At 38.6% G+C, this 22,984-nt stretch carries 20 protein-coding genes; 8 read left to right on the top strand and 12 right to left on the bottom strand.

Annotated elements, in window-relative coordinates:
* Positions 1 to 174 precede the first annotated feature (174 nt).
* Together purF and purL are read right to left on the bottom strand one after the other, a co-directional pair.
* Complete coding sequence (gene purF / locus VB733_RS20175) at positions 175 to 1,659, bottom strand: amidophosphoribosyltransferase (protein ID WP_323341859.1); 1,485 nt, start codon at positions 1,657 to 1,659, stop codon at positions 175 to 177.
* 254 nt (positions 1,660 to 1,913) lie between these two features.
* On the bottom strand, positions 1,914 to 4,271 hold the full coding sequence (gene purL, locus VB733_RS20170; protein ID WP_323341848.1) for a phosphoribosylformylglycinamidine synthase subunit PurL: 2,358 nt from the start codon (positions 4,269 to 4,271) through the stop codon (positions 1,914 to 1,916).
* A 675-nt stretch (positions 4,272 to 4,946) separates the two neighbouring features.
* Between purL and VB733_RS20165 the strand changes: the two genes are divergently transcribed.
* The gene (locus VB733_RS20165; protein ID WP_323341847.1) at positions 4,947 to 5,099 is read left to right on the top strand and encodes a hypothetical protein; all 153 of its coding nucleotides are present in this window, start codon (positions 4,947 to 4,949) and stop codon (positions 5,097 to 5,099) included.
* Positions 5,100 to 5,470: 371 nt separating this feature from the next.
* On the opposite strand, the gene VB733_RS20160 is transcribed toward VB733_RS20165, so the two are convergent.
* Positions 5,471 to 5,959, bottom strand: a complete 489-nt coding sequence (locus tag VB733_RS20160) for an allophycocyanin subunit alpha-B (protein ID WP_323341846.1) — start codon at positions 5,957 to 5,959, stop codon at positions 5,471 to 5,473.
* A 446-nt stretch (positions 5,960 to 6,405) separates the two neighbouring features.
* Here VB733_RS20160 and rlmD point away from each other — a divergent pair, with 446 nt between their 5' ends.
* A complete protein-coding gene (gene rlmD / locus VB733_RS20155) occupies positions 6,406 to 7,782 on the top strand; it encodes a 23S rRNA (uracil(1939)-C(5))-methyltransferase RlmD (protein WP_323341845.1) in 1,377 nt (458 codons plus the stop codon).
* Between the two features lie 410 nt (positions 7,783 to 8,192).
* Complete coding sequence (locus VB733_RS20150) at positions 8,193 to 8,651, top strand: anti-sigma regulatory factor (RefSeq protein WP_323341844.1); 459 nt, start codon at positions 8,193 to 8,195, stop codon at positions 8,649 to 8,651.
* 125 nt (positions 8,652 to 8,776) lie between these two features.
* On the opposite strand, the gene VB733_RS20145 is transcribed toward VB733_RS20150, so the two are convergent.
* Entirely contained in the window at positions 8,777 to 9,061 is a 285-nt protein-coding gene (locus tag VB733_RS20145; RefSeq protein WP_323341843.1) for a DUF6439 family protein, read from the bottom strand.
* 259 nt (positions 9,062 to 9,320) lie between these two features.
* Between VB733_RS20145 and VB733_RS20140 the strand changes: the two genes are divergently transcribed.
* Positions 9,321 to 9,683 (top strand): hypothetical protein, encoded by a 363-nt coding sequence (locus VB733_RS20140; RefSeq protein ID WP_323341842.1) that lies wholly within the window; start codon positions 9,321 to 9,323, stop codon positions 9,681 to 9,683.
* 166 nt (positions 9,684 to 9,849) lie between these two features.
* Complete coding sequence (gene asnS / locus VB733_RS20135; RefSeq protein WP_323341841.1) at positions 9,850 to 11,253, top strand: asparagine--tRNA ligase; 1,404 nt, start codon at positions 9,850 to 9,852, stop codon at positions 11,251 to 11,253.
* A gap of 97 nt (positions 11,254 to 11,350) precedes the next feature.
* Here the strand turns inward: asnS and VB733_RS20130 are convergent, their stop codons facing one another.
* Positions 11,351 to 12,052, bottom strand: a complete 702-nt coding sequence (locus VB733_RS20130) for a Uma2 family endonuclease (protein ID WP_323341858.1) — start codon at positions 12,050 to 12,052, stop codon at positions 11,351 to 11,353.
* Between the two features lie 136 nt (positions 12,053 to 12,188).
* On the opposite strand from VB733_RS20130, the gene rd reads away from it, so the two are divergent.
* Positions 12,189 to 12,353, top strand: a complete 165-nt coding sequence (gene rd, locus VB733_RS20125) for a rubredoxin (RefSeq protein WP_323341840.1) — start codon at positions 12,189 to 12,191, stop codon at positions 12,351 to 12,353.
* A 65-nt stretch (positions 12,354 to 12,418) separates the two neighbouring features.
* The gene (locus VB733_RS20120) at positions 12,419 to 13,654 is read left to right on the top strand and encodes an NAD(P)/FAD-dependent oxidoreductase (protein ID WP_323341839.1); all 1,236 of its coding nucleotides are present in this window, start codon (positions 12,419 to 12,421) and stop codon (positions 13,652 to 13,654) included.
* 7 nt (positions 13,655 to 13,661) lie between these two features.
* Here the strand turns inward: VB733_RS20120 and VB733_RS20115 are convergent, their stop codons facing one another.
* The 7 genes from VB733_RS20115 to hepC all read right to left on the bottom strand — a co-directional run bounded on the left by VB733_RS20115 (position 13,662) and on the right by hepC (position 20,799).
* On the bottom strand, positions 13,662 to 14,762 hold the full coding sequence (locus VB733_RS20115) for a glycosyltransferase (protein WP_323341838.1): 1,101 nt from the start codon (positions 14,760 to 14,762) through the stop codon (positions 13,662 to 13,664).
* Positions 14,763 to 14,790: 28 nt separating this feature from the next.
* Positions 14,791 to 15,651, bottom strand: coding sequence for a glycosyltransferase family 2 protein (locus tag VB733_RS20110; protein ID WP_323341837.1), 861 nt, complete (start codon positions 15,649 to 15,651; stop codon positions 14,791 to 14,793).
* A gap of 18 nt (positions 15,652 to 15,669) precedes the next feature.
* Positions 15,670 to 16,794, bottom strand: coding sequence for a hypothetical protein (locus VB733_RS20105; protein ID WP_323341836.1), 1,125 nt, complete (start codon positions 16,792 to 16,794; stop codon positions 15,670 to 15,672).
* 19 nt (positions 16,795 to 16,813) lie between these two features.
* Positions 16,814 to 18,091 (bottom strand): glycosyltransferase family 4 protein, encoded by a 1,278-nt coding sequence (locus VB733_RS20100; RefSeq protein ID WP_323341835.1) that lies wholly within the window; start codon positions 18,089 to 18,091, stop codon positions 16,814 to 16,816.
* Positions 18,092 to 18,097: 6 nt separating this feature from the next.
* Positions 18,098 to 18,880: a class I SAM-dependent methyltransferase gene (locus VB733_RS20095; protein ID WP_323341834.1), complete on the bottom strand. Its 783-nt coding sequence runs from the start codon at positions 18,878 to 18,880 to the stop codon at positions 18,098 to 18,100.
* Positions 18,877 to 19,812, bottom strand: a complete 936-nt coding sequence (locus VB733_RS20090; protein ID WP_323341833.1) for a phytanoyl-CoA dioxygenase family protein — start codon at positions 19,810 to 19,812, stop codon at positions 18,877 to 18,879. Before VB733_RS20090 ends, VB733_RS20095 begins: the two co-directional genes overlap by 4 nt.
* Before the next feature lie 126 nt (positions 19,813 to 19,938).
* Entirely contained in the window at positions 19,939 to 20,799 is an 861-nt protein-coding gene (gene hepC, locus VB733_RS20085) for a heterocyst development glycosyltransferase HepC (protein WP_323341832.1), read from the bottom strand.
* A gap of 1,110 nt (positions 20,800 to 21,909) precedes the next feature.
* On the opposite strand from hepC, the gene VB733_RS20080 reads away from it, so the two are divergent.
* Complete coding sequence (locus VB733_RS20080; RefSeq protein ID WP_323341831.1) at positions 21,910 to 22,794, top strand: glycosyltransferase family 2 protein; 885 nt, start codon at positions 21,910 to 21,912, stop codon at positions 22,792 to 22,794.
* The last annotated feature ends 190 nt before the right edge of the window (positions 22,795 to 22,984 follow it).

Raw genomic sequence — 22,984 nt, 5'->3', positions numbered from 1 at the left:
AATACAAAACCAAAAATACACAACACACGGAATCACAGAATAAAATTAAATTTTGCAATTCCAGCTTTTCGACTATGATTGTTGCCAAATTGCCTGGCAATTTGGGATGAAATCTTTACTGACAATGACAAATGTAGAGACCTTGCAGTGCAATGTCTCTACAAACTTTAAAATCTAAACTGTCACTTTTTCCAACATTAATTTAGAACGCTTCACTAGTTCAGGAATTGCAACGGGATAATTTCCCGTAAAACAAGCCGAACAGAAATCGTTGGTATTTTCCCTGGTTTCTTCTAACATCCCTTCCCAAGACAAATAAGCTAGGCTATCAACTTCGAGTTGGTTGGCAATTTCTTGGACAGACATTCGGGCTGCTATTAATTGATCTTGGGTATCCGTATCAATACCGTAGAAACAAGGATGAGTTACGGGAGGGGAGGAAATGAGCATGTGAACTTCGACTGCACCTGCGTCACGCAAGGCTTTGACTAATTTACGGCTTGTTGTTCCTCTGACAATTGAGTCATCGATAATTATCACCCTTTTCCCAGTTAACACATCTTTAAGCGGGTTCAATTTCATTTTGATGCCCGATTCGCGCATTGCTTGAGTTGGCTGAATAAAAGTACGTCCAACATAACGATTTTTGATCAACCCCTCAGCGTAGGTGACACCCGATGCTTGCGAATATCCGATCGCAGCTGGTATACCTGAATCGGGTACACCAAAGACAATATCTGCATCTACTGGTGACTCTTGTGCCAGTCTTCGTCCCAAACGCATCCGGTAACTATACAGCGTCTCGTTGTGCATTAAGCTATCGGGACGAGCAAAGTAGATCATTTCAAAGACGCACAGTTTTTTTTCGGGTTGCTGACTCCAATGATATGATGCTAATCCAGTTTCGGTAATCCAAACAACCTCACCAGGTTCGACATCCCGCAAATAATCCGCACCAATAATATCCAAACCACAAGTCTCGGAAGCCAAAACGTAGCGAACTGGATTTTCGCCATAAGTGCCAATCACAAGCGGACGAATCCCATTGGGATCGCGTACACCCATCACCCCTACAGGAGTCCCAACTACTAAGCTAAATGCTCCTTGACAGCGATGGAATGCCTGAATTGCCCCATCTAACCAATCTGACCCGGCGTTGACCTGTTGGGCGATCGCATAGGCTATCATCTCGGAATCGGTGGTCGTCACTAGGTTAATACTGTCCTTAACCAACTCTTCACGCAATTGCACTGTATTGACTAAATTACCGTTATGTGCTAGTGCTATTTTACCTAGTCGGGTATTGACAACAGCAGGTTGAGCATTAACTTTGCGGCTAGAACCAGTAGTCGAATAGCGGGTGTGACCAACACCAATTGTGCCAGGTAATTGGCTTAAAACCGATTCATTAAAGACTTGAGAGACTAAGCCCATGTCTTTGTGCAAATGAACCTCGTCGCCTGCAAATGTGGCGATACCAGCCGATTCTTGACCTCGGTGTTGTAGTGCATACAAACCGAAGTAAGTTAGTTTGGCAACGTCTTCACCGGGCGCGTAGATGCCAAAAACGCCACAAGCTTCCTCTGGCTTATCTGGTCTTTCTTCCTGATGATTTGATTGATTGTCTAAATCCAGAGTGACGGGATGGTCGGGATTCATTGCTAGGTCTGCTCCTGATGCATGAGGGTGTCGAGTCACTGGAATGGTGTCAGATTTATGTCGCTGGATAGAAGTAGAATTTTTAAATATTTCTTAACCGCCCATTAAAACAGTAGCGTATTTATGCTCATAGAGGAATAATAAGTTTTCAGATTTTAGTGGGGAAGTGCTGAGTAGTGAGTAGTTAATTCTCATTTTCCACTGCTGACTCTTCAATCCTAAGTGTTATTTACTCAGCACCTCACACTTTCTACTCAGGACTCTAAAATTAACCGACGCTCGATCGCCTGGAAAAATTTTTCTGACATTTCTTCCATCGTAACTGCGATCGTAGCTTGGTTGTCTGCCGTTAAAACCCGCAAACCATTGTCGCAATTACCAACCTTGCCGATTTTTTGCCATTGCTGTCGGAGGTTTTGGTGGAGGTAATCTTCCCAAGCGGGTTGTTTTTCTGGAGATACGGAAACCAAAATTCTGGCACCAGTTTCACCAAATAAAACTTCATCCCACCGGAAAGTAGAGAAGTTTGCGGGTAAATCTAGTGTGATTTCTGCGCCCAAATTGTTACTAATACAAGCTTCGGCGATCGCAACAATTAAACCACCTTCGGCACAATCATGGGCAGAACTTACCCAGCCTTGGGCAATTCCTTGACGGCAAGCTTTTTGTACCCGACGCTCTAAATCAAAATCAACGCGGGGAGGTTTTCCGGCAACGGTGTTGTGAATGGTTGCTAAATACTCGGATGCACCCAATCCAACTGGGGATTGTACAGATACACCTAATAAGTAAATTGCATCACCAACATTTTTCCATCCTTGTCCGCAAATTTTCGATAAATCATTGATTAAACCAACCATCCCCACCACTGGAGTTGGATAAATTGGCTGGGGATTTCCCTGGGAATCCAGCGTCTCATTATACAAAGAGACATTTCCACCCGTCACAGGAGTCTCCAACTCACGGCAGCCTTCCGACAATCCCCGACAAGCTTCAGCCAATTGCCAATAACCAATCGGTTTTTCGGGACTGCCAAAATTTAAATTATCCGTCACCGCTAATGGTTCTGCACCCACGCAAGATAAATTGCGTGCCGCCTCAGCCACAACAGCCTTGGCACCCTCATAGGGGTCAAGATACACGTAACGGGGATTACAATCTACAGTTGCGGCAACACCCTTTGTTACAGATGCAGCATCTTTCGTCTCTCCAGCTTCTAAGGGGCGTAGGCGAATCACAGCCGCATCGGCTCCACCAGGCATGAGTACCGTATTATTCTGGACTTGATGGTCATATTGGCGATAAACCCAACGCTTCGAGGCAATTGTCGGTGTATCCAGCAAAGTGAATAAAACATCATTCCAACTTTGCCAGTTGCCATTAATTTCAATTCCCTGGAAGGTACAACTAGGCAATAAATCGGCTGTCCATTCCCAAGCTTGAAGAGCATATTCGGGTGCTTCTGTCAATACTTCTCGCTCATACAAAGGAGTATTTTCTGACAATGCAGTTGCGGGAATCTCCGCAGCAATTTCTCCTTGGAAGAATATTCTCACAATCGGTTCTGCAATCACAGTTCCCGCCACAACTGCTTGCAAACCCCAACGGTGGAAAATATCAATTAATTCCTGCTCGCGTCCCTTGTGTGCTACAAATAACATCCGCTCCTGTGACTCCGAAAGCAGATATTCGTAAGGCACCATCCCGAATTCCCGTGCGGGAATTTTATCTAAATCGAATTCAACCCCAACTCCACCTTTAGCAGCCATTTCCGATGTCGAACAAGTAATACCCGCAGCGCCCATATCCTGGGCGGCGACAACTGCACCTGTTTTAAAGGCTTCCAAACAAGCTTCAATCAGTGACTTTTCTAGAAATGGATCACCAACTTGTACGGCTGGGCGATCGTCCATAGATTCATCACTAAGTTCAGCGCTCGCAAAGCTGGCACCACCCATGCCATCGCGTCCAGTTGTGGAACCCACATATAATACCGGATTTCCGTAGCCAGAAGCCCCTGACTTGACAATTTCGGCTGTTTCCATTAAGCCCAACGCCATCACGTTCACAAGGGGATTTCCCGAATAGGCGGGATCAAAATAAACTTCACCCCCAACAGTGGGAACCCCAACACAATTGCCGTAGTGGGAAATGCCAGCAACAACTCCCTGGAAAAGTCTTTGGGTTCGGGAATCCTCTAATGAGCCGAATCGCAGTGAATTTAGAATCGCCATGGGACGCGCACCCATTGTAAAAATGTCTCGCAATATGCCGCCAACACCTGTAGCTGCGCCTTGAAATGGTTCAACTGCTGAGGGATGGTTATGGGATTCAATTTTAAATGCTAGTTGTAAGCCATCACCCAAGTCTACAACGCCTGCATTTTCGCCGGGACCAACGAGAATACGTTTACCCGTGGTGGGGAATTGTTTTAATAATGGTCGAGAATTCTTGTAACAACAATGTTCTGACCACATGACACCAAACATACCCAATTCGGCTTTATTGGGGTGACGACCTAATCGTTGGACTATATCTTGGTATTCTTCAGGTTTAATACCTTCCGATGCGATTTCCTGGGGAGAAAACGGAGGTTGTGAGGAAACGGTCATGTTTACAATGCACCAAAGGGATAGAAAAATATTTTATCGGCTTCTGACCCATTCCTCTAGTCAAAGTAAAGTAGTTGCGATCGCAATTTTTGCAAAAGACAGGGGATAAAACAATTTTGGCTAGATAGTCAAAATCAGTAGTTTGTGATGAAAATCACATAATACCTTGATAACGATCGTACACCCTTCAGGGTTAAAAAGTAATAATAGGGACAACTGAACTCTAGCCGAGTCATTAATAGGGAACACACTTAAGCGCCGTCAGTCTTTCAAGAGACTGTCGGTTTTTTGTATTTATTTTGAAGATATTTAAAAGCAAACGAGGAATTAAAATTGTGACATTTTGAAAAGATGCAAATTTAAAGACAGATTTTGTTACATTTATGTTGTGACAAGAATCACAATAAAGTATTGATAAAGATCGTCTCGTTGTCGTCTCACTACTGAAATAATTAAAAATAACTGAACTCTAGCCGAGTCATTAATAGGGAACACACTTAAGTGCCGTCAGTCTTTCAAGAGGCTGTCGGTTTTTTGTACCAAGGGACTTAGCGGCGATCGCACCACAATTTCAGGGATCAAACTTAGCAAGCAAGTATATAAGATTCTTTCACGTAAAAAATCAGTAATTTCCACAGAAATCAAAACCCTGTTAGGGTTGTAAATGCGATCGCCATGACTTCTACTGATTCTCCAAAAGAAAGTCACGGATGGAGAGGGGGAGATGGGGAGATGGGGAGATGGGGGGAGGTGGAGATGGAGAGAGGTGGAGATTTATGTGTTGCCAGCCAGATATTGGAGAAACTTAGCTTCTGCGTCTCCCCTTGAGTGACGAGAATCACTGTTCACTGGGATTTAAATCCTATGAGAAAACTGAGAAATTAGAGATGCTGAGTTTAACTGAACTCTAACCGAGTCATTAATAGGGAACACACTTGAGTGCCGTCAGCCTTTCACAAGACTGTCGGTTTTTTGTTTATTGGTAGTTATTGTTTATTGCTGAATCTGAGGTTTAGACCTTTTTTTGTCCCATACCCCATCCCTAACTACATAAAATTGCCCCACAGCTTGTTAGTAACTCGACAGACTACTGCCTGAATGACTACAAGATGTGGGGAGATAGAATTAATAATTGGGAATGTTATGGGTGTTTATAGTGCCAAAGCTGAACACTCACTCTTTAATTGCATTCATTGAGGTTAGGACGACATACCTTGAATGATGTAATCAAAGTAAGGTGCAGTTTCAGATGCATCTTCAGAGTTTAAAAGTTCCAGCGAGGCATTTTTGAGGCTGCTAATAGCTTCTACCATTCCAGCTAGGGGTACACCTAAGGAATTGTACATTTCCCGTGCGCCAAGAAGACCAATTGTTTCGATTGGTTCTTTATCGCCAGCAAGGACTCCATAAGTCACGAGACGCAAGTACCAGCCAAAATCGCGGATACATTGGGCACGTTCACGCTGTCCGTAAGCATTCCCTCCTGGTGAAATAAAGTCAGGACGTTTCCGCCACAATTGTTTAGTTGCTTCTTGAACAATTTTCTTTTCGTTTTCCGACAAGGTGGTGACAATGCGAACTCTTTGTTCACCGGTTTTCAAAAAGTCATTGATATTTCTGAGTTCGCCACTGCTGGGGTAACGCAGTTCGTCGTCGGATTTGAGAATAACTTGGCTTACTACGGTCATGATTAATGAGGAAATGCGATCGCATTAATTAAATAATATTTGCTTTTTGTGAAGTACCCACCACCAATTACAAAAATAATCGTGCGGGTTTCCTGTCTCATCCGCCGTTACCATGAGTATTTTCGCTACTCTCAAAGAGTCTCCAAAATCTGAGCATGGTATTACATAGCGTCTCTGGTTGTTTTACGAACCTTTATGCAATTAGTCACCTAATCACAATCCAGGCAGCTACCCTGCTTCCCAAGGCAGAAATTTTACTTTAGTTAACTACACATATTTTACAATGCAACATCTAGCGATTCTAGATGAGCAATCTTTATAAAGATTTGCAACTCTCCTATCATCTCCCATCACAATGCCTTCGGAAAGCTCAATCTTGAACGGAGAAGACTTCACTGAGTGCTATTGCATCAATCTCAATTACTAAACTATATAACCAACAAACAATGACTATCTGGCAGCAAGGCGAATTAATCGAAGTGGAAATTACCGACTTAACTGATACTGGGGATGGTGTTGGACGTAGTGGCGAGCGGGTTGTGTTTGTTCCTGATACGGTGCCTGGGGATTTAATCCAAGCGCGTCTGCTGCACGTGAAGCCCAAATTTGCTCAGGCGATCGCTAAAGAAATATTACAACCATCTCCGCACCGCGTTCGTCCAAATTGCATTGTGGCTGATAAATGTGGGGGTTGTCAGTGGCAACATATTGATTATGAATTTCAATTACAGGCGAAACACAATCAAGTTATCCAAGCATTGGAAAGGATTGGGGGTTTTGTTGACCCACCTGTGAATCAGGTTTTAGCAGTGGGGGATGCTTTGGGTTATCGGAATAAGGCAACCTATCCGGTAGGGAAATCAGTAACGGGGAATTTAGTTGCGGGTTATTACCAAAAAGGTAGTCATCAAATTGTGAATTTAAATCAATGCCCTGTACAAGACCAGCGTTTAAATGTGTTGCTGCGAGAAATTAAACAAGATATCCAAAAACAAGGCTGGCAACCCTATGACGAAAATCGCCACACTGGATTAATTCGTCATTTGAGCTTGCGAATTGGTCGTCGTACAGGGGAAATACTGTTAACGCTTGTAGTTAAACAACTAACGATACCAGATATTGGGGCTATTGCACAAGAGTGGTTAGACCGCTATCCCCCATTAGTTGGAGTGATGTTAAACCTGAATGGCGATCGCACGAATGTCATCTTTGGGCGAGACACTCGCTGTCTAGTTGGCAGAAATTTCTTATGGGAAGAATTTGCCGGATTGAAATTTCAAGTGCGTCCCGACACGTTTTTTCAGGTTTACACCGAAACGGCGGAGGCTTTGTTGCAACAAATTCAGTTAGAACTCGATCTCAGTGGTCAAGAAAATCTCCTCGATGCCTATTGTGGCATTGGAACTTTAACTTTGCCACTGGCACAGCAAGTTAATCACGCCTGGGGGTTGGAAGTGCAGCCAGAAGCGGTGGAACAAGCGAAGTTAAACGCCGAATATAACGGCATTAACAATGTGGAGTTTCATCCTGGGAAGGTTGAAGAGTTACTTCCAAAAATGAATATCAAACCTGATATTGTGATTCTCGACCCACCACGCAAAGGCTGCGATCGTAGTGTCATTGAAGCTTTGTTGTCATCCCAGCCCAAACAAATTGTTTATGTTAGTTGCAAAGTTGCCACATTGGCACGCGACCTCAAATTACTTTGTCAAGATGGAGTATATAAGCTAAAGCTTGTCCAACCAGCTGACTTCTTTCCTCAGACTGCACATGTGGAAGTTGCAGCATTTCTTGTGTTATCACAGTTGGACAAGGGGTATTGAGTCCCTTTCCAAAAACTCAAGTTTCAAATTTGTAGTCTAGTGCATAGTAAAAATGCTAAACTGGAATTAAGCTGAAATTATAATTCCTTTTGATTAAAGAAGTTGAAGTTGCACTGTCACTTAAAAATTCTAATGAGGTTGTCTAAGACTACAAATACACTAAATGAGTACCTCATACTCCCAGCAATTTCCAGCATCTACTAAGTTGCTATTTACTTTGTTGGCTAAAACTAGTCCCTTTGTAGGCATTCATCCTCATCAAATTGAGAGAGACTTTGCACCCTAGCATTTTCAAAATTTAGTTCTAAAGACGCAAGTTTGAAGGCAACACGACCACCTCAATTTTTATCAGGGTGCCTGTGACAGCAAACTGATGTCTAGCTAACTCTGAAAGCTATGGGGTTTTTCTTGTGATTACTATCTCGCTTCGTCCTGTCGGACGCAACTGGGGGACAATTAGTTTCGCCTCCACTCTATATCTTTGCCCGATTTTAGATTTACTATTGGCGGAAATTCCGGCAAAACTACAAGCTGAACTACGTTTAGGTCTTCAAGAAGCCCTAGTCAATGCAGCTAAACATGGCAATAATCTCGACCCCAGTAAAAAAGTTATAGTTCGTTTCTCTCTAATTGATAACCAGTATTGGTGGGTCATCTCAGACCAGGGGGGTGGTTTTGACCCTAAATCTGCCGATTTAGATTGCGAAACAGACCCTACAGACTACTTACCACCGGATGAGTCGGAAAATGGTCGAGGTATGTGTATACTCCATCAAATCTTTGACCAAGTTGAATGGAATAAAAGAGGCACTGAGTTACGACTTTGCAAGCAGTTACAGGCTCGACGAAAATTGTCGTTGAGAATATAACGATGAAGAGTTAAGAGTTGAGAATTAAGATTCGTGAATTAATTTTTGGAGAATTAAGTTTCGGATTAATTCCACTAACTCATTACTTCTTGCTTGCGGTATCTAAACTTAGTAACTTCTAAACCCTAACTCTTTGGAGTTCCATGAGTAGGGCAGGGAGGTGCTGAGAGAGAGCGGTCTAACCAGCCAGTGGCTTGTTCGAGTCGCTGTAATGCTTCCTCTTTTTGGTCTTTCAGCAAATAGACTAATGCGGCGGCAGCTTGTTCGCTAGCGCGAGCTTGGCGATTAGATTTTAGCCGGTGCCAGTCTTTCTCCGTAATGCTTAGACGCTGCATTAATAGCTGGGCAAGTTCTAAGTCACTGAATTCTTGTAATTGCTGATTTTTCAACTGTTGTGTTGATTGAGTCATATTAAATGGTAGTTGAGGATTTGGCAAGAGGGGTGAAAGGGAGAAGGGGCGAGAGGAATTAAGTGGGCATTAGTTTTATTTGGCGATGATTGCGCCTTGAATATTTTTGGTTGGGTACTTTTTTGTTGAACTTTGGGTAATTATAGCGATAGATAAACAAATAACTAACTACCCATACTATTGTCAATTATAATATTTGCTTGTTAGTGCAGGTTCGACTATAACCAAATTTGGATTAGTTGTAGTTAAGAAACCGTGCATGAAGCCATCGAAACAGCCATCTGAGTCATCGGGTGAAGACAATCAGTCTTTAGAATTTAAGCAAGGACTTGAAGAAATTGAGCAAGCTTTGGTAGCGTTGAAGGAACGTTATCAGCAAGTGGAGTGCGATCGCAATCTGCAAGCGGAACTGCAACAACGGGCAGAAGAACTCCGTCAAAGTAAGTTACCAGAAATGAAAGCGGAGTTAAAGTATATTCAACAACAGTTAGAAGTCCTGGAAATCAACCTAGAAAGTCGCTTATTTACTTGGCGTAGTCTTAAAGACCCGTTTTGGCAGATTGTCCGTTTTAGTGGATTGGGCGTTATTATAGGCTGGTTATTAAAGTCATCTGTCGGTTAATTTCACTTGGGTGCAGCTTGCGGGTGGGTGGCAGAGGCTTCTAGAAGTAGTCGCGATCGCGCTCTCTCTGAAATTTTAGATGATATTTTCTTTTAAGTTCCAAAATCTGAAGTCTAAAATTTGCAATAATCACACCACAAAAATTATTATTTTTTGAGTACAAAATATGATCGAAAAACGTATTGCGGAAATATTACGAAGTGGACAACCTGATGAATATATCAAAGTTCAAGGTTGGGTACGTACCAAACGAGAACTCAAAGGTTTTGCTTTTATTGAAGTAAATGATGGTTCGTCGATGGCAAGTTTGCAAGTTGTTGTCAACGAAGATGTTGTCGGTTACGAGGAATTCATCAAAAAGGCAAATACAGGTGCTTCTGTTGAAGTTGATGGGGTTTTAGTCGCATCCCAAGGCAAAGGACAGCGCATCGAAGTTAAAGCCAGTAGCCTTAAAGTATACGGGGAAGCAGATCCAGAAACCTATCCGTTGCAAAAAAAACGTCATTCCTTCGAGTTTTTGCGCGATATTGGACATTTACGCAGCCGAACAAACTCTTTTGGGGCTGTATTCCGTGTTCGTAATGCTTGTGCAACAGCTATTCACGAATTTTTTCAGCAACGCGGTTTTCTCTGGGTACATACCCCCATCATTACCGCGAGTGACTGCGAAGGTGCAGGGGAAATGTTTAGTGTCACTGGCTTCGATTTGAAAAATATTCCCCATACGAAGGAAAATACTATTGATTACAGCAAGGATTTTTTCGGTAAACCCACATACTTAACGGTAAGTGGACAACTGGAAGCCGAAGTGATGGCGATGGCTTTTGCTAATGTTTACACATTTGGTCCCACCTTCCGCGCCGAAAATTCTAATACATCCCGACACTTGGCGGAATTTTGGATGGTAGAGCCAGAAATGGCTTTTTGCGATTTAAAAGAAGATATGGATTTAGCTGAGGCATTTCTCCAGCATATTTTTAGGTATGTGTTGGAAAAATGTCCCGAAGATATGCAATTTTTCCAAGAGCGGATTGATAAGACAGTTGTGGAAACCGCCGAAAATATTATTAATAATCAGTTTGAACGTATCACTTATACTGAAGCGATTAAACTCTTAGAAAAAGCTATTGAAAAGGGCGATGTCAAGTTTGAATATCCTGTGAGTTGGGGTACAGATTTACAATCGGAACATGAAAGATATTTGTGTGAACAATTATTTAAGAAACCAACGATTGTGACTAATTATCCGGCACAAATCAAAGCATTTTATATGCGTTTGGATGATGATGAGAAAACAGTTTCCGCAATGGATATTCTCGCGCCGAAAATTGGGGAAATTATTGGTGGTTCACAACGGGAAGAAAGGTTAGATGTATTGCAAAGAAGAATAGCCGCACAAGGGATGAAGGAAGAAGATTTGTGGTGGTATTTGGATTTGCGTAAATTTGGTACAGTTCCCCATGCAGGTTTTGGTTTGGGGTTTGAAAGATTGGTGCAATTTATGACGGGGATGGGAAATATTCGGGATGTGATTCCATTTCCGAGAACACCACAAAGTGCTGAGTTTTAGTATTTAGAAAGTAAATTTAGAGACAGTATTTATTTACATTGATAATAAATAATGTCTCTAGAATCAAAAACGAGATGTTTTTAGATAAGTATTGTATTTACTCAGCTAAATCTCCAAATTCTTGACGATAGCGTGACAATAATGCTTCTATTTCTCTTGTACGTTCTTCTGCTTGTGTAGCACGTTCTTCGGCTTCTTGTCTGGCTTGAGTCTCTTCTGCCAACTTCTCAACTAATTCATCAGGAATTAATAATTTGTCTCCACTGTCTTCCCGGTAAAAACTGAGTAATTGACCTTCAACAGCTAAACGTAAATTTAAAGGTTCGCAACGATTGTCGTTAATTAATATGTAATCATCACCTCGAAGGCGATATCCCCGTAGTTGTTCTTTTATCCATTCGCCTTTGGGATCAAAAAGCCAATATTCTTGAACTTCTAGTTGCTCATATAAAGTTTTTTTAGATTCAGTATCTTGCTGTTTTGTGCTGGGAGATGTAATTTCAAATATCACAGAAGGGACTTTTCCTTCTTCCCAGATTTTATAGTTATCTCTACCACCTGGGGCGACATCAAAAATCACCATTACATCTGGAGCGACTCGTAATTTCGGAAAATCTTTTGCATAATACAAAAATTGATTTCCTAACACAGTCGCCTGACGACCTTTAAGATATTGTCGCAACACTTCTAATATTGTCAGTATTGCGTAGAGGTGAGTATAAGTTTCAGCCACTGGTTCGCCGTCTGAACTAGGATAAAATATCTGCGACTGTTGAACTGTTGAAGTAGTTGCTGTCATAATCGCATCTTCCTGTGTCCCCATCTACTATGCTACTACATAACATTAGATAGAAAACGCCTGCAAAAATAAGTAATTAGATACTTAATCTCGGTAAGATGAAAGTTGCTCCCAGATGTCGCGAAGGTGGCAAGTTATGAAAAAATATATATGTAGCGTTTGCGGGTATGAGTACGACCCAGAAATGGGAGACCCAGATAGTGGCATCGAACCAGGAACCGCATTTGAAGATATCCCAGATGATTGGGTTTGTCCGATTTGTGGTGCAACTAAGGAGCAATTTGCAGAGGTTGAGGAATAGATTAAAAGAAGTTAGAAGTCTGAAGAAAGAATCGTGAAATCTCTAGTTAAGTAGGAATAGTTTCCTTGCAACATGTAAGAATTATTGTGATTGGGGGTGGGGCAGCTGGTTTTTTTGGTGCGATCGCAACTGCTAGAATCAACCCCTTTGCTCAAGTTATTATACTCGAAGCTAGTCAGCAATTGTTAACCAAAGTACGCATTTCTGGCGGTGGTAGGTGTAATGTTACCCATGCTTGTTTTGATGTTAAGGCTTTGGTGCAAAATTATCCCAGGGGTAATAAGGCTTTAATTGGTGCTTTTTCCCGCTTTCAACCTCAAGATACTGTGGCTTGGTTTAATAAGCACGGAGTGCAGTTGAAAACTGAAGCTGATGGACGTATGTTTCCCATCACTGATAGTTCCGAGACTATTGTTGATTGTTTACTGAGCGCTGCAAAAATGGCGGGTGTGAAAATTTGTACGGGTACATCAGTCGTTTCGGTAGATAAAATCGGTTCCGAATTTACAGTGGTTTTGAAATCTGGGGAAAAATTAGAATGCGATCGTGTTTTAATTGCTACTGGTAGTAATCCAGTTGGTTATAGGATAGCTGAAGGGTTTGGACATATAATTAACACACCTGTACCATCGTTATTTACTTTCAATATTCGTGATGAAAGTCTGCGGGAGTTGGCTGGTGTCAGTATCAATCCTGTTAAATTGCGTTTAAATATTCCCGAACAGCCGCAACTGGAACAAACAGGGGCATTATTAATTACACATTGGGGCATGAGTGGTCCTGCGGTATTAAAACTATCTGCTTGGGGTGCTAGAGCGCTTCATGAAAGTAAATATCAAGCGGTTTTATCGGTAAATTGGTTACCTGAACTGAAACCAGAAGAAATCAGAGATAAGTTACTAGCAACGAAAGCAGAAGTACCCAGACGTTCAATTCTCCTACATCGCGGTATTGATATACCCCATCGTCTGTGGCAATATATGGTTGTTCGTGTGGGAATTAATTCTGAAATCCGTTGGGCAGAAATCTCCAAGAAACACCTGAATTTACTCATACAAGAATTATCTCAAGGGCAGTATTTAGTCAATGGTAAGGGTGTATTTAAGGACGAATTTGTGACTTGTGGTGGAGTTAATTTAAAGGAAGTTGACTTCAAGAGAATGGCAAGTAGGTTAGTTCCCGGACTTTATTTTGCTGGGGAGGTTTTAGATATTGATGGTGTCACAGGTGGGTTTAATTTTCAGAGTGCATGGACTACTTCATATTTAGCTGGTTTAGGTATGGCTAGTGATGAGGAATAAGTAATATTTAATGATTAATAATTAAATTCACCCATTCCTGAAAATTATCACTGACAATTAAATTTTTTCCTTCTCTATCTACACCTTCAGCACCGATACTGGTACTAAGTACCGGTAAATCAGCAGCTAACATTTCCAATGTCTTTAACTTAATACCTGCACCTGTTTGTAAAGGTACAATTCCCATTTCCGCCCGTTCAAAAAAATTACTGGGGTTTTCGACAAAGCCAGTTACAATAATGTTTTGATTTGCTAGCTGCTGAACTTTAGCTGAAGGGTTGGCACCAACTATATACAGTTTAAACTCAGAATCTTTGGCTAATAAATCCTGAAAACAATTAGCTATAAATTGTAGGATTGCTGTTTCATTTTCAGAACGATTCATTGCTGCCCAAAAAAGTAGAGTTTTCTTTTCAATGTTTTCTGGTTTTCGGCAAACTTGATAGATAAAATTACTCAATTTAGGAGGTTTTACTAATATTTTTTCTGGATGAATTGAGAATAAAGCAGTCAAGATATTTTTATCTTTCTCCGATAATACCCATAAGTTATTTGCACTGCTATATACTTGATTTTCATAATTAAATATCCTGGCTAATTCAATACCTAAAATAGGGTTATTTACTGTTTTTCTTAAAAAAGCTTGAGTTTCAATATCGTGAATACTAATTACTATTTTTGTCAATTCTGATTTAATTAGAGAACTGACTAATGGTAAGTATACCGCCGCGTGTGAATATTCAAAATGGATAATATCGTAGGTAATTATAGTAATTAACTCTCGAATTTTATGATATATTTGATTTTGCGATCGCGTGGCAAATTTTAAGGGAATATTTAGATAATTTAAACAGCTAATAAGTTTTCTAACTATATTCAGTGGATAAAAGTAAATACTGTGATTCTTATTGTTTTTTGAATTAAATTTATTTAATAAATCAATTAAATCAGTAGCAGAACTAATTTCTACTTCATTAGCGATAATTACAACATCTATTTCATTACCTAAATCAATATATTCTTGAAGATTATTAAAAGCTATTTTTTGCCCAGCTTGGGGATATTTATAAGTTGGTGCATGTGCTGATATAAAAAGTATTTTTGACATTATCTTGTATTAATTTTATCTTTAGTAATTACCATTTGCCAAAGTCATTACTAACTGAATTTTTAATATATTTATGAATATATTTATTAATTGCTATTTTTAATTTTCTAGCATTTAAGGGGTTGAGAAAATATCGTGCTGGTAAAGCAAATATTTCATTAAACACCCATGCAGTGTAAGTTCGATGACGCTGCACCAGTGAGTTACTATGGGGATGGGTATTTGCCTGCTGACTGATTTGCCAGGATTCATAAATTAATTTTGCTCTCGTGATTGGATTAGTCGATGAACTCATACCATTAAGAGAATAAGCTGCTAGTGGAGTATCTACATAATGAAAATTACAATTGGCTAAAAATAAACGCAAAATTAGATCGTAATCAGCAGCTATAGAGAAATTAGTATTGTATAAACCCACTAATTGATAAGCTGATGTTTTGATGAAACATGAGGGATGATTTAAAGTGAAACGAATTAGTAATTTTTCTAAATCACCTGGAAGGAATGTAGCAACATATTTTCCTTGATAATAGTTATCAATTGGGGAATAGAGAATATCTATTTCAGGATGGCTAGCAAATATTTTTTCTACTATTTCTATTGCACTATGATTGTACCAATCATCTGAATTTATAATACCGATAATATCTCCACTGGCAAGGGATATACCTTTATTCATTGCATCATATGCACCAGAGTCAGGTTCGGAGATAAAAATATCGATGTAATCTGAATATTTTGTGATTATTTCGCAGGTTTTATCGGTAGAATTTCCATCGACAATAATATATTCAAGTTCAAATTTATGGGGCTGGGAGATTACGCTAGTTATTGTTTTTGCGATTGTATTTTCAGAATTGAATGTGGGTGTAATTATTGATATTTTCATGATTATTGCTGCATACAACTATCTATTTTTGACCAGATTTTGGGGTTTATTTTCTTCAAGTGATAAGGCAAGAATACTAATGAAGAGAAATGGTGTTACTCCTTGAAATGCACTGTGTAAAAATAAGCTAAAGAATAAATAAGAGAAAATATATTTATAGTTATCGTATTTGTAATAACTGCTAATTGCTCGGATGAGTATACAAAAATAGATAATACCGAGAATAATACCTGTATAGGCAATGACTTCTAGAAAAGAGTTATGAATAATAGCTCCAATTGGTCTAAATATTGTTTCATAATTTTCTCCATAACCTTTTAATGCTAACCGCCAATCATTTAAGTAAGATTGCATCAGAAATCTGTTGGCTTCAAATCGAAATAAGTTAGATGCATCATTAACTGCAAATAATCGATTTGAACCTGTATCATATTCGTAACCAACTTCAACAAAATTGAGAAAAAACTCACCCACTAAAACACCAAAGATATTAGCAATAATAAAAATGACGACAAAGTTAATTTTACTTGCTAGTTTGGCAAAAGGTTTTTCAAAACATAAGATAGTAAAAAATATAATTAAACTGAAAAAATAGTTACGACTGAGAAATAAGCAGGATGATACTAATGTGAGGATTATTCCTGGTTTGAATTTAGCTTTAATAGATAAGAAAAAAAATAACAGCATAAATAAACCGGAAACATTTGGATCTTCATTACTTAAGCTAATACGTAATGAACCATCAAATTCAATCCGACGATAGATTGCCATCTGATATATCATGGTAATAGTTGATAACCAACATAATATTGTTAAATATGATTTTTTAATTTTAATTTTAGGAAAACCACTAAATCCGATCGCAATTAAAGAAATAGGTAAGCTATATCTAAATAATTGATAGCTGGAAGTATTAATTAGGGTGATGATGAAGACTAGACAGGTGATGATGATATCGCTGATTTGTAGTTTATCGCGATAGTAAAGTAGTTGAAAAATTAATATAATTGCGAGTATTGGTAGAAAGAGTTTAGCATGGGGTATTTCTAAATTATATGGGATGAGATATAAGACTGTAATGCAATAGAAGACGAGGGTGTAGTAAAAGTAGTTGATTTCGGTTTTGATAATTGGGATTGGCATATTAAGTAAATAGAATTATTCATCTCGACTTAGGCAATGCTTCAGGGATATTATTTATGATTTCTGTAAATAATTGCAGATAGCTTTTTGCTTGGATTTCTTGGGTGTATTCCCTTTCAACTTTTTGGCGAGCATTTTGACTGAGTTTTTGCCAACGCTGATTATTTTCTAAAACCCAAATAATTCCAACTGCTAATTCCTCTGCATCTAAAGGTTGAGCAAGAAATCCGTTTTTTTGATGTTCAATTATTTCGGGAATTCCACCAATCGCAAAGGCAACGCATGGTGTTCCACAGGCTAGGGCTTCGATGATGGTATTGGGCAAGTTATCTTCGATATATGGGGCGATGAATACATCACTAGCTGCGTAGATTAAGGCGAGAGAGATATCGTCTTTGAGGTTGCCAATGTAGTGAATGGGAAATCCTAAATCTAATTTAAATTTCCTTTGGATTTCGCTGGGTAATGTGCCAAAAACAATGAGTTCTATTTTGTTTGTATATCGCGTTTGCAAGGATTCTAATGCTTTGTGGAGGTAGTCAGCACCCTTACGTTGGAGGTAAAGTGAGTTTGCTCCCACTAGCACCAGTTGTTTATCTTGTGGTAAATTCAAACATTCACGGGCAAATGTGCGACTTAAAGGCTTGTAGCGTTGAATGTCAATACCGTTAGGGATGACTTTGATACTGGCTTGTGAAAATAATGAACTTGTACGGGTGCAATTGGCTAGCCATTGACTTGGTGTGACAATGGTAATGTCTAGATTGTGCCAAGCTTTGGCTTTACGCTCCCATATCCACCGCGATATGTCTTTTTCTCTGTCACTGTGGAGTTGCGGACATGCGCCACAGGATTTAATATAGCGATCGCAATTATGACTATACTGGCATCCGCCTGTAAATGTCCACATGTCATGTAATGTCCACACTAGGGGTTTATTCCAGCGAGGAATGCTTTCGATTTGGATATAGCCACATATCCAATGCAAATTGATGATATCTGGCGATAAATTAGCAATTTTACTTTTCGTTAAGTCGGGAACCCATTGTGGTGAAAATGTACCATAACCCTGACCTTGATATCTATTTAATGGTAAATTATCTAATGTTGGTCTGCCTTGGTTGAGGTATTTTTCGAGTTTATTTGTGGCTCCAATAATGTGATTTTCACTGCTTTCTTGATATTGAACTAACATTGTCGAATCAATATTTATTTTCCTCAATCCTTGATGGAGGCGGAAAGCTGCTTTTGCGGCACCACCACTAATATCAAATGTACTGAGGATGAGAGGATGCATTATTATTTACCCGATTTTCTGCGAACAAAAAACGTAACTATCAAAAATTCCTGATTTTCTATCGATATAGCTAGAGAAATCTACTTGAGTTTTAAAACCAATTCTATCTAAAAGCTCAAATATATCGATTCCAAAAGTTCGATATGCTAGTATTTGCCCTCTGAGGCGATCGCCATGATATTCTGGTGGTAACAGGTGAATATCTTCGTCTCCTGATGTGTCCACACGTGTTATGGTTGCTTGATCAAAGTTACAGGGAATGGTAAAAATATGATATCCCTCAGGTTTTAATACTCGATGCAATTCTTGAAAAGCTTGTTCATGATGTCTCACATGTTCTAAGACATCTTCGGTAATCACAAAATCAAAACTAGCATCGGCAAATGTGAGCTTTTCTAAGGATTGACAATAGACTTGTTTTCTGATTTCTGTTCCAGGTTGAATACTTGGTTCAAAACTCGAACAGACATATGAATCACTGGGATATAAATATTTAAAAAAGGCATCATCTACATCAGTGTTATAGAAACTCCAATTATTGACTGTTGCTAGTTGGGCAATTGATGATATTTTCTGGAGATTTTTTTGTTTTTCAATTTGAGTTAATATCACCTTTGCCACATGTCGCTTCCGTGAAGAACTATAACAGAAGGGACAATACATATTGTTGCGCGCTGTTTTTGCATCAATACAAACAAAAAAAGTTACATTTCCACAAATATTACAGGTGCCAATTTGGTGATGACTGAAATTTTCAATGGCAGCTTTGGCAACTTGAGCAATTTTCAATTTACTACCTCCTCATATTCTGAGGAACGCATTTCCATTTTGGCGCGTGTTTTTTTATTTCTGAAGTGGTATTTTGTCTGAAAACGAAAATGACGAATGCTAGCTTTGAGACGTTCAATTATTGTCTTTTTCCAGACTAAAATATCTGGATTTTCAGAAGAAATTTGTGTTGGTAAATTTTTACCTAATCTTCCATAGCCTTCTGGCAAAAAGTGTGCAGTCAGTGATTTACGAGAATATTGTGGATTCTGGTTGGGAAATGCACCATGAATAAGATATGGATGCCAACATAAAATCGAACCTTTTTTTAATAACATTGCTTGAGGCTGATAGTTTTCCTCTTTAATTAATGTTTGTATCTGACTAACATACTCTTCATGATTACTAAAATGATCATGATTTGCATTGCGAGTAATTAATTTCCCTTTATGGCTCTTGGGAATGACAAAAAAAGCCCCAGCATCAGCATGAATATCTTCAAGTGCAAACCAACAAGCAATTAAATTCCCCGGTGGGTCACTATCTAAGTAATAATGGTCTTGGTGGGCAACTGTACCTGTAGATTTATCAAAAAACATTGTCTGCCATATGATATGCTGTTGGCGATCGCTCAGAGTTGTTAATAACTGAGAAACCTGGGGCAATGTGATGATATTTAATGCTGCTTGATTAAAAGTATTTTGAAATACTAAATCAATTGGGTTCAAAATTGAGTGTTCAATAAATCCTTGGGAATTTATTTCTAATTTCTCGATTTGGTTAGTATCCTGCGATAAGAAGTAATAGTTTTTAGATGTTTTGAAGGCTTCATATGCATTGTGAAAGGCTGTTATTTTCTCGACGGGTATAGCATCCTGAATTACAACATAACCATACGCATCATAGTATTCTTTGATTGCTGCTGTCTGATTTTTGAGAAAATACCCTGACATAAGCTTCATTCACATTTGAAATTAAAATTTGCACTTAAAATTTGAACTTCAGACTGGAATTGACGATTAGAATTGAACCTTTAAACTTGAACTTTCTAACTTCATCCAAACTCTGAATTTGAACTCCTATTTCCACCAACTCATAATCCCAGGTATGCAATTCAAATAACTTCGCTGAATTGATTCGATTTCTAATGCTTCCACTAATGATACAGGTTCTCTACCCACTAAACTCATTTGTCCTTTGAGTACGTTCAATAATTTTGGTAACTTACTCAAACTCTGATTCTGTAAGCATTTATTCAGACAACTGTTGAGATAAATCTGATTCGATGTTAGATGACGAAATTCATGCAGGCGAAAAAGCCTACCACGCTCACCAACGCACCATTTATTCGTCAATGTAAATTCTTCCGAGAAACTCAAAGGCTTCAATAACAATAATCCTAACAATATAGGACTCACGACGAACAACAAAATCACTGCAATAATCCAATCAAATACCCGCTTCAGTAAGCAAGCTATTGGATAATTTACTCGCTGATTGTATCGTGGTATTTGCAAAAAAACCGCTTTCCCATACCTTTGACAGATGTCTGCCCATGTCTGAATATGGTGTTTGTTCAATTCTGGATCAAGAATTACCACAGCTGCAGAGCAAAATTGCAACCATCCAGCCAAAAATTGCTCATTTCGTTCGGCTAGTAAATGGGCTTTGTCTGTATTTCTTATCCGCCTCACCAGCAAAAAACGATTTTTCTGTTTGACTTTATAACCAAAATTGGATTTTAACTCTGACAAATTTCCATCTTGTTTGCAGCTTTGAGGATTCGTAATGTGATAATCCCAACTGTCATTTTCGGTATTTGCTTTCACAGTCAAATTGTCCTCCTGAGATAAGTCACAGCCAGAGTCGCAGCCATCATCAATCAATCGGGAATATTGACATTTCGCCACTAAGGAATCATATAAAAATAAGTAGTGCAAGCATCTCACTTCCTATTTTCCAAAGGTGGACAAGATGTCTCGGAGTTTTCCGTGAAGAACATCTCCCCGGAAACTACTCTCCACACTACTTGTTCAATTTATTTTTACACGAATACTAAGATTACTTGCTGAAACTTGAGAGTTACTGACTTAAATTATGTTTCTCAGACTCTGAACTTTAGATAACTGAAAATCAATAATTAATGTGAAGGCAGTCAGAGATTGAGTCAAGGAACAATGAATAATTTGAGAATCGGAAATGCTTTCATTTAATCTATGTCAATCATCATTACTTACTGCCCCAAGTGAAGGCACTTGCGGGTAATATCCAGAATTTTCTTCTAGATAAGTAAAATCAGTTACAGAATTTACTAAGCCTTATTTTACATGTCGATTGTGTTTATATCCGTAATCATCCAAATATCTTTACAAAATCTTTAATTATTTTCTGTCTAAAAATCAATAATTTCACTGTCATCTAATATTTGTTAAGTAAATTAAAATACTTTTTAATATAAAATATCGTAGGAGATATAAGGAATATTCAACGTAATTTAAAGAATATAAGCTGATTAATGAGCAAGTTATCAAATCAAATCGCTGTATAAAAAAAGTCCAAGATTAGTAATAATTGAGTTGCCAAAACTTTGTTCAACAAGGATTGAAGATTGACAAAACATACTTACTATCCTAGTATGATAACCTAATGGTGACAGTTACATTTATAAACTTTTCATTTATAGCCATAACAAATCAAATTCTTGATTGTCTAGTGTTACTGTATACAAATATAAATTTGTTCCCTGTATAAGCGCAGAGAGAACTTGCTGGGGAGATGTTCTGGCAAAATTTCTGAAATATTAAGAATTTGAAGATACCTGATTGTGAATTTCATACCCCAATTCAGTCAACATTATAAACTAGATGATTTGTAAAAATGATAACAAGTAAATTGTGATTGCGATTATTTAGCTTTGGTGGCTAAATCTAACTTTAGATAGAGTTCAGACTTGCAAGAGTGATCGCAACAATGTTAACAGAAATTTACTTCAATAATTTATAGGTATTCTTGTTGCTATCCCGGCATTAACATGGATAAGGGTGTTCATCATGACAGCTAAGTGCGATATCAGTTTTATCATTGTTTCCCATAACTCAGCCAAAACATTACGGGGTTCAATTGAATCCTGTTTAATGGCAGTGGAAACATACAGTTCATCTTTGGCTAGAGTAGTGGTGTATGATAATGCTTCTTCAGATGACTCACCCAAAATTATGAATGAGTTTGCTCAGAAGTATCCAGATACGTTTATCGGTATTCAAGGAATACGAAATTTAGGTTTTGCCAGAGGTAATAACCAAGCTGTTGCAGCATCCCCCAGCCGTGAATATGTATTAGTAAATCCTGATGTCGTATTTCAGCCAGAAACTATTAAATACCTGCAAAATACATTATACTCTGCTCCAGATATTGCAATTGTTTGTCCCAAGTTACTGCATCTTGATCGAACACTGCAAAAGTCGATTCGGAGATTCCCGACATTCACTTATTTATTTCTCAAACATTTTATCGGCGAAAAATTTCTCCGGTTTATATACACTTTTGATTATTACTATGCAGAAATGCCCCAACCCAAAAAAGCTGTAGAGATTAATTGGGGAATTGGAGCTTTTATGATGATTTCGGGAGAGTATATTGCCAAATACGGATTATTTGATGAAAGGTTTTTCCTCTATTTTGAAGATGTAAGTTTGTGTGTAGATGCATGGCAAAATGGTTATCGAGTGCTTTATCAACCACAAGCTTCAGCCTTACATTTATACAGACAAGCTAGCACTAGCTCTAAATTTAATTATCTGACTTTTATACATATAATTTCGGCTCTCAAGTTTTTTGCAAAATATCGACCTTATCAAATACAATGGCAGGTGATTTCCTGGTTAATTAGAGTGACTCCAGTCTGGAGAAGTCGTGAGTTAAGACTAAAAAGCTAATTCCCATATTCCCATTTGCTTTTATTTGCTAGATTTCATTTCCGTACTAGTATAATCCCAGCAAAATTAATGGGAATCATATCGCTATCCTCTAATTATTGATTACAATTCTAGAAATTAAAATCATCAGAACAGTTAGATTTCGACTACATCCTTATCGATGCTCTCAAATATAATATTTTAATATCAC

It is taken from the genome of Calothrix sp. UHCC 0171 (assembly GCF_034931845.1).
Taxonomy (GTDB): Bacteria; Cyanobacteriota; Cyanobacteriia; order Cyanobacteriales; family Nostocaceae; genus Brunnivagina.
The sequence above is the reverse complement of the archived record's forward strand: the minus strand, read 5'-3'. Positions and strand labels throughout refer to the sequence as shown.